At 58.9% G+C, this 7,006-nt stretch carries 5 protein-coding genes; all 5 read right to left on the reverse strand.

Features of this window, described 5'->3' with window-relative positions; all coding sequences use genetic code 11:
• Nucleotides 1-146 precede the first annotated feature (146 nt).
• The 5 genes from IE038_RS10935 to IE038_RS10955 all read right to left on the reverse strand — a co-directional run bounded on the left by IE038_RS10935 (nucleotide 147) and on the right by IE038_RS10955 (nucleotide 5,997).
• Nucleotides 147-1,352 (reverse strand): benzoate/H(+) symporter BenE family transporter, encoded by a 1,206-nt coding sequence (locus tag IE038_RS10935; RefSeq protein WP_163932973.1) that lies wholly within the window; start codon nucleotides 1,350-1,352, stop codon nucleotides 147-149.
• Between the two features lie 160 nt (nucleotides 1,353-1,512).
• Entirely contained in the window at nucleotides 1,513-3,003 is a 1,491-nt protein-coding gene (pdxR, locus tag IE038_RS10940; RefSeq protein WP_189395608.1) for a MocR-like pyridoxine biosynthesis transcription factor PdxR, read from the reverse strand.
• Nucleotides 3,004-3,110: 107 nt separating this feature from the next.
• Nucleotides 3,111-3,569, reverse strand: coding sequence for a GNAT family N-acetyltransferase (locus IE038_RS10945; RefSeq protein WP_189395609.1), 459 nt, complete (start codon nucleotides 3,567-3,569; stop codon nucleotides 3,111-3,113).
• Nucleotides 3,570-3,707: 138 nt separating this feature from the next.
• Nucleotides 3,708-3,983, reverse strand: a complete 276-nt coding sequence (locus IE038_RS10950; protein WP_189395610.1) for a DUF3077 domain-containing protein — start codon at nucleotides 3,981-3,983, stop codon at nucleotides 3,708-3,710.
• A gap of 400 nt (nucleotides 3,984-4,383) precedes the next feature.
• Complete coding sequence (locus IE038_RS10955) at nucleotides 4,384-5,997, reverse strand: AAA family ATPase (protein ID WP_189395611.1); 1,614 nt, start codon at nucleotides 5,995-5,997, stop codon at nucleotides 4,384-4,386.
• Between the last annotated feature and the right edge of the window lie 1,009 nt (nucleotides 5,998-7,006).

Consider the following 7,006-nt stretch of genomic DNA (forward strand, 5'->3'; position numbering starts at 1 on the left):
GTTTGGCGAGTGTTCCGGGGCTCAGAACACTCATGGCGCAATGCTACGTGATACCCGTGGGGGTATGTAAGGCGCGACCATTGACGCAAGTCAAGGCCACGCCAAGTAGTGCCCAGCCCGGGCAAAAAACACAGATTGTCCGGCCACTACTGCGCGCGCAGGCCTGCCACCGGCTTGCGCCCACCATGGATCAGCAGATGAACCACCAGGCCCGCAACCAGCCCCCAGAACGCGCCACCGACACCCAGCAAGGTGACATTGGCTGCCGTGGCCAAGAAGGTGATGAGGGCCGTCTCGCGGGTGCGGGCATCCACCATGGCATTGGCCAGGCTGCCGCCAATCGCACCTAGCAAGGCCAAGCCCGCCAGCGTGGTGACGAAGGTTCGCGGCAACACCATGAACAACGTTGCCAAGGTGACGCCGAAGACACCGACCATGACATACAGCGCGCCGCACACCAGCCCGGCGATGTAGCGCTTGGACGAGTCCTCATGGGCATCCTTGCCCGTGCAGATGGCCGCCGTGATCGCTGCCACATTGAACGCGTGGGCACCGAACGGCGCCATCAGAAGCGAGCCCAGGCCCGTGACGGTAAGGATCGGGTTGGCGCTGGTCTTGAAACCGTCATTGCGCAGCACCAGCATGCCCGGCATGTACTGCCCGGTCAGGGTAATGACGAACAGCGGCAGCGCCACCCCCAGCAGCGAGCCCAACGAGAACTGCGGCAACTCAAACACCGGTGCGGCCAGGCTCAACTGCAGTTGCTGCACGTCGATCCTGTCCTGAGCGATGAGCAGGGCCAGGCCGATCAGCAGAATGCCGACCACGGCAAAGCGAGAGGTGAAGCGGCGCAGCACGGCGTAGGCCAGCACCAGCACAATCACCAACAGCGGGTCGGCGCTGGCGCCGCCAAACGCATTCACGCCAAATTGCAGCAGGATACCCGCAAGCAGGCCTGCGGCAATGCCGCTCGGAATCCAGCGAACCAGTCGTTCAAACGCCCCGGACACGCCCAGCACGATAAAGCCGATTGCCGACAGCATGTAGGCGCCGATCACCTCGCCATACGGCGTGAACGGCATCACCGTCGCCAGAAAGGCCACACCCGGTGTAGACCAGGCGGTAATGATCGGTTCGCGGTAGCGGTAGCTCAGCCAGGCGCCGGTCACGCCGACACCGATACTCACCGACCACACCCAGGACGCCGTTTGCGCCGCGCTGAGCTGGGCCAGTTGCGCCGCCTGAAACACCAGCACGAACGTGCCGCCATAGTTCACGATGACTGAAATCAGTGCCGCAATGCTGGGGGATACAAGGTCGCTTGCGCGCAGGCCGGTTGTTGATCGAATCACGCGGGGGTTCCTTCCTGATGGGCTGACAACAGCAGGGAGGTACGTGTCGCACTCCCCGCCGAGTGAGGGGAGGAGCGTAGCGCCTGGCTGGTGGGCCCGATCAGTCCAGTTAGCCCACGGCAACCAGACCACATCAGGCCTGCGGCAGGGCGGTAAACGGCTAGGTGATGGCCTTGACCAACCGTTGTATCGCCGTCTCGATTTCATGCGGGGTCAGCGCGGCAAACCCCAGCAGCCAGCCGCCGACCGCTGGCGGCGTGGCATACAGCCGGCTCAGCCCGGGCAACAAAATGCCGGCCCTGGCCGCTTGCCGAATGGTCTCCGGTTCCGACCACCCCTCGGCCAGCACACACGGCATGTTCAAGCCGCCCGGTGGCAGGCGCGCCGTGACGATCGGCGAGAGGTGGCGCTCCACCGCATGGGCCATTGCTTCACGGCGTACCGCATAGATCTTGCGCATGGCGCGAATGTGCGCGCCAAAGTGCCCGTCCTCGATAAAGCGCGCCAAGGTCAACTGCGCCAGTTGCGGGGTATGGCCGTCGAGGATGCTGCGGGCGTAGCTCATGGGTTTCACCAGTTCCTGCGGCAGCACCATGTAGCCCATGCGCAAACCGGGGAACAGTGACTTGCTGAACGTGCCCAGGTAGATCGTCCGATTGTACTTATCCACACCCTGCACGCAGGCCGTCGGCAAGCCCTCGTAATGGAACTGGCTGTCGTAATCATCTTCGATGATCCAGCCTTGGCGCTCGGCCGCCCAGGTCGTCAGTTCCAGACGCCGCTCCAGTGCCAGCGTGGCGCCGGTGGGGTACTGGTGCGACGGCGTCACATACAGGGTGCTGGCGCCGCTGGTGTCGGCGTACAGCTTGTCAGTGCGCAGGCCTTTTTCATCCACCGGCACCGGCACAATCTTCAACTGTGCCAACTCAAAGGCCTTGCGTGCGCCGAAGTAGCCGGGGTCTTCCATGAGGATGGGTTTACCGGCATCGACCAACACCTGCGCACACAAGAACAGGGCTTGCCGGGTGCTGCTCAACACCAGCACCTGGTCTGCCGTCACCTTGGCCCCGCGTTCCAGATTCAAGTAACGGGCGATGGCCTGGCGCAGCGGCTCGGCCCCTTGTGGGTCGCCATGCAACAAGGCGCTGGGGCGATAGTCCTTCAAGGCCTGGCGCTGCAGGCGCTCCCAGATGTTCATCGGGAAGGTACGGGTTTCCGGCAGCCCGGTCGCGAATGCCTTGACCTCCTGCTGATCGGCGACGCCGCCGCTGGCCAGAATGTCTGCCCCGCGCGCACTGAGCGCCACTGCGCCCTCCGCACGGGGCGGCAACCCGGCAAGGTTCGCCTTGCGCGTGCGGGTGCCGCGCAAACTGGGCCCGATCTTCTCGGAGACAAAACTGCCAGAGCCTTCACGGCGAAGGATATAGCCGTCCAACTGCAACTGAACGTAGGCCATCTCGACCGTATCACGCGAGACACCCAACGACTGTGCGAGCGTGCGCGTGGCCGGCAAGCGCGAACCGGGTGCCAGCACACCGTCCAGAATCAACTGGCGCAGTGCACGCTGCACGCGTACACGCAGTTCCAGGGGCGCCAACTTTGGGTCGGCAATGCGGATCTTGAGCGTATCCAGCTCGAAATTGTGGGTCATGTGGTCCGTCAACCGCGCAACGCTATTCCTTGATGAGCTGGCCATCTTGGTGCGAGCGCACGGCGATGTCCATGACGAACACCGCCGTGCCGTGTTGGCCCTAAGCGTTACAGCGCCATGCGGTACTCAATAAAGCCGGAGTTCTCGGCTACCCAGTTGTACAACTTCTGCGCCCGCTTGTTGGTGTTGTGAGTGTGCCAATACAACCGCGCACACTGCTGTTGCCGGGCAAAGTGCTGCACCCACTCGATCAACAGCTTACCGGTACCGCCACCCCGAATCGTCGGGGCCACGTACAAGTCTTCGAGGTAGCAGAAGTTATCCACCGACCAGGTTGAACGGTGCAACACCGCGTTCACAAAACCGACCAGCTCATCACCCTGCACCGCAACGGCCGAATACACCGGCTCGTTCGGGTCGAGCATGCGCTGGAAGGCCGTGCGCGTGGTTTCTTCGCTCAACGCCACCTCATAGAAATCCTGATAGGCCAGCCATAGCGGCAACCACTGTTCATAGTCGCTGCTTTGCACTGCACGTACGCTTACTGCGGTTTGCTCATTAGCCATTGCACTCACCTGCTACACATCAAGGTTGAACCGGGAAGACGTGCAGGGTAGAGCCTTCAACGGCTGCCAAACCGACCACTTTACAGCGCCCGGGCAGGCCAATTACCACCCCTCGGCAACGCCTGCCCGAAGCCCGCCTCACTCCACCCCATGCTCCGCCAGCGCCTGGCTTACATCGTCCGTCAGCGCCTTCGCCATCTCCCCCAAATACCACGCCGACCACGCCGCCTGCGCAGAACCCTCGCCCATGGCGATATCCAGCGCCAGCGTGTTGGCGCACTTCAGCAGGTTCGAGGCGTATTCAAGGGCGAGGGAAATGGGGATATCCGGATTGACGCGGAAGAGGTGGTCATCCTGGCCGTAGCGGCCGAAGGTGGTGGTGCCGGTGGTTTTCAGGTTTTTGAAGTTGGGCATGAGAGGCTTTCCATGTAATGCGGTATCACGGACACATCACAGCGCCCGCAACCGGATAGTGGGTTACGCCTATTTTTCTCAAGCCGCCAAGCTTGGATCGCTGACATGCAGCGATGTGGGGCAGGGTAGCGTGGTGGTGTAGATCGGACAAGAGAGGCTTGGTGATTCGGGGGATGGAGTGAATGGCGATTCGATTTGCGGGGTATGGGGGACTTTTTTCTGCTGTCGGTAGTAGATTTTTTGATGTTCTATTTGGGGTAGAAGCCCTTCGTGGTGGACTGCTTTCGGCCAGTAGCGGACATCGAAAGGACGCTTACGCTCACCCGTGACCCTGCCAGAGCAGCGAAGCTACAAAGGCAGGGTCACGGATGAATTTAGACTCGCTGACCGCCGCAGACGGCTATGCGATAAGATCGGCTGGAAAAACCCCAAGCAAGGTTCGGACACGATTTACCGCTTCCAAATCGCGCACCAAGAGGTTACGAACAGCTGCCTCATACTGGGTACGATTCGTGAAGTTTAGCGCTTTAGCAATAGCATCGAGCGCGGAGGACTCTCGAATTGGATACCTTTGCAAAACACCGACAAAATCGGATGTATTGATCAATGACTCAATCCGTTCTGCCTCATCTTGAGCACACTTGCCGAAGTCGATTTCAGCGATACGTTTACCTCCCGCTGCTACCTCACCCTTCTTGGGAAGAAGTGAGAAGACTTCGGCGCGCGCCGATTTCTCCGCGATCCGAGCACTAAGATGCTTGGCGCTATCACGAATCGCCTTGATGGCATCGATATTTGCTTTAGCGAGTTTTTCCGTCAAATCGCCGCCTACTACCGTAGCAAGCTTCTCACCTGCCAGCTTCTGCACCTCGGGATGATAGTAGATGGATTCAACCGAATAAACGTTGAGCGCAATTACACCTTTGCTTTTTAAGTCTGCGATCCGCTCAGGTTCGGAAGTATCGTTGTCTACCAGACCGAACGGCTTCACCCAGTGAAGTTCAGTTGCTCCTTTGATACCAACGACTGCATTCTCGACCTCACGGCAGCTGGCCTTCGCTACAATCGACGCATTCGGAAACAGAAGGCTGTAAAGCGGCTTATCAAGACTATGCTCAGCGCCCTCGACAAACACGATTTTACGACGTTCGCCCAAGATGGTTTGTTTTAGGTCATCATCAATCTCTGTGCTGCTCTCCAGCAAATCGATATCGTAAGACTTCACCCCTTCACCCTCGTATATACAGGCGCGCGTCAGCAAGACCTTTGAACCCGGGTTGTCCACTGGAAGTAATGGCTCATGCGTGGATACGATGAAAGCGCAGTCTGGTCTTTCCTTCAGCAGAAGCGAGAGAAGCGGGGATACAATAGAACGGTGTAGGTGCCGCTCGGGCTCATCTATTAGGAGAAGTGTTCCTGCGGGCACGGTGAGCACGTTGGCGGCAATTAGGATCGCGTTTCGCTCTCCGTCGGAAAGTCTGGCGATGCTGTAGAGCTTGCTGCCGCTCCGGGATGCCATAATTTCGTCGTTTGCTTGGACGGATACGATTATGTCGAGATTGGCGAGCCGCAGTAGGCGGTTCAAGGTCAAGAACGCACCATCTTTGGCGGAAAGCTTGTCGACTTCGTCTACTTTTTTGGCGTCAACGGCCCGGGTGATCTCGCGGGCGCGCACGTTCTCAGAATTGATTAAATCGTAGATCGCCATCTGAGCGCGCTGCTCCGAGTAGTCATCCTTCCAACGCGCGTCAACCTGCCGATCGTAATGGAATAAACCCTGCTCATATTCTGCGCGCTGTCTGCCAGTGAACTCGGGTGATCCAGATCGAAACCAAGTCTGGCGGTGGGCAGTGATGCGCCGCGTCTTGTCGCTGCTAGCCGATGCAAACAACTGCATTAGGGTCGATTTTCCAGTGCCATTCGCACCAAGGACAAATAGCATCTGTCCAGTGTTTACCGTCAGCTTTAGAGTGCCTGTCGGCAAATCAGTAGGGATCGAGAACGAGAACGACATGTTAGTTATCCGTGATCATTCGAGGGTGCCCGTCTATGAAGCTGTCCTCGTGAACTGCGATTCGACGGCCCCCTGTGTCCGTTTAGACGACTATCCAGGTCAACCCGTGTGGAGTGCTGCCCCCATGATGCGGCTTGATCGTAGAGCGGTTGGGTCTGGACAACAAGACTGCCTGCATTCGGAGCCAGCCGACGGGTGACAAGTTAATTGGTTCATTCTGATACTGGCCGCGGAGGTATGCTTTGGATCCAGGCTGTGTGAAAGCGTTTTAGAGTACGTTCGGTATGCAGAGCCGGAACGAAAACGCGCTCCAACGTAAATTTTAGGTCTGCTGACTAACCAAGCGCTGGAAGATTTTACGTAGCAGCGCAGACTGCAAAACGATTCGTGCGTTTTCACAAAGCCTCGGTCGGAAGCGGCCTTTCACCATCGGCAGAAAACGACCCAGAGCTGCCCTTCGTGAGAGACTGCTTCCAGCCAGAAGTGGTCACCGTAAGCGCATCAGTCGTGACAGCCAAGCGCCGCAGCTTGGCTCTGTTCGGCGACGAACGTTTGTTCCGCGCACCGGAATTGCTCTAGCAACCGCCATGAGCGGCCGAGTCAGCGGCGCGGTTTTGGTAGATACATGAACTGAACGTGTTTACCGAATCGTGTGTCGATCGCCGGCAACCTACTGGTTGCCGGCGCGGGTGATGCTGCCGCCTTGGCTTGGCAGGTCCAAGCTTCGGCCAGAGAGCAAATTTATTACCGAGTCCAGAATGATGCCCAGCGTGATCGAAGAGGTCTGCGCGACTGTTTGCCACTGCTCATCTGCGCCTGTCTGTCCTACCCGACTCAGCTGGCGGCGGCAGCGCAATGCCAACCACTACCGTCACCGCGGTATAGGGCAGGTTATGCTACGTTTGTTCGCTTACTCGCTTTTGGACGCGGACTTCCCAAGCCCTAAGGAAACTCTGAAAAAGGCTTCGAGATTTGGTGAAATACCCGCCTCACAGGAATCGAACGGTTG

It is taken from the genome of Pseudomonas laurentiana (assembly GCF_014648275.1).
Classification (GTDB): domain Bacteria; phylum Pseudomonadota; class Gammaproteobacteria; order Pseudomonadales; family Pseudomonadaceae; genus Aquipseudomonas; species Aquipseudomonas laurentiana.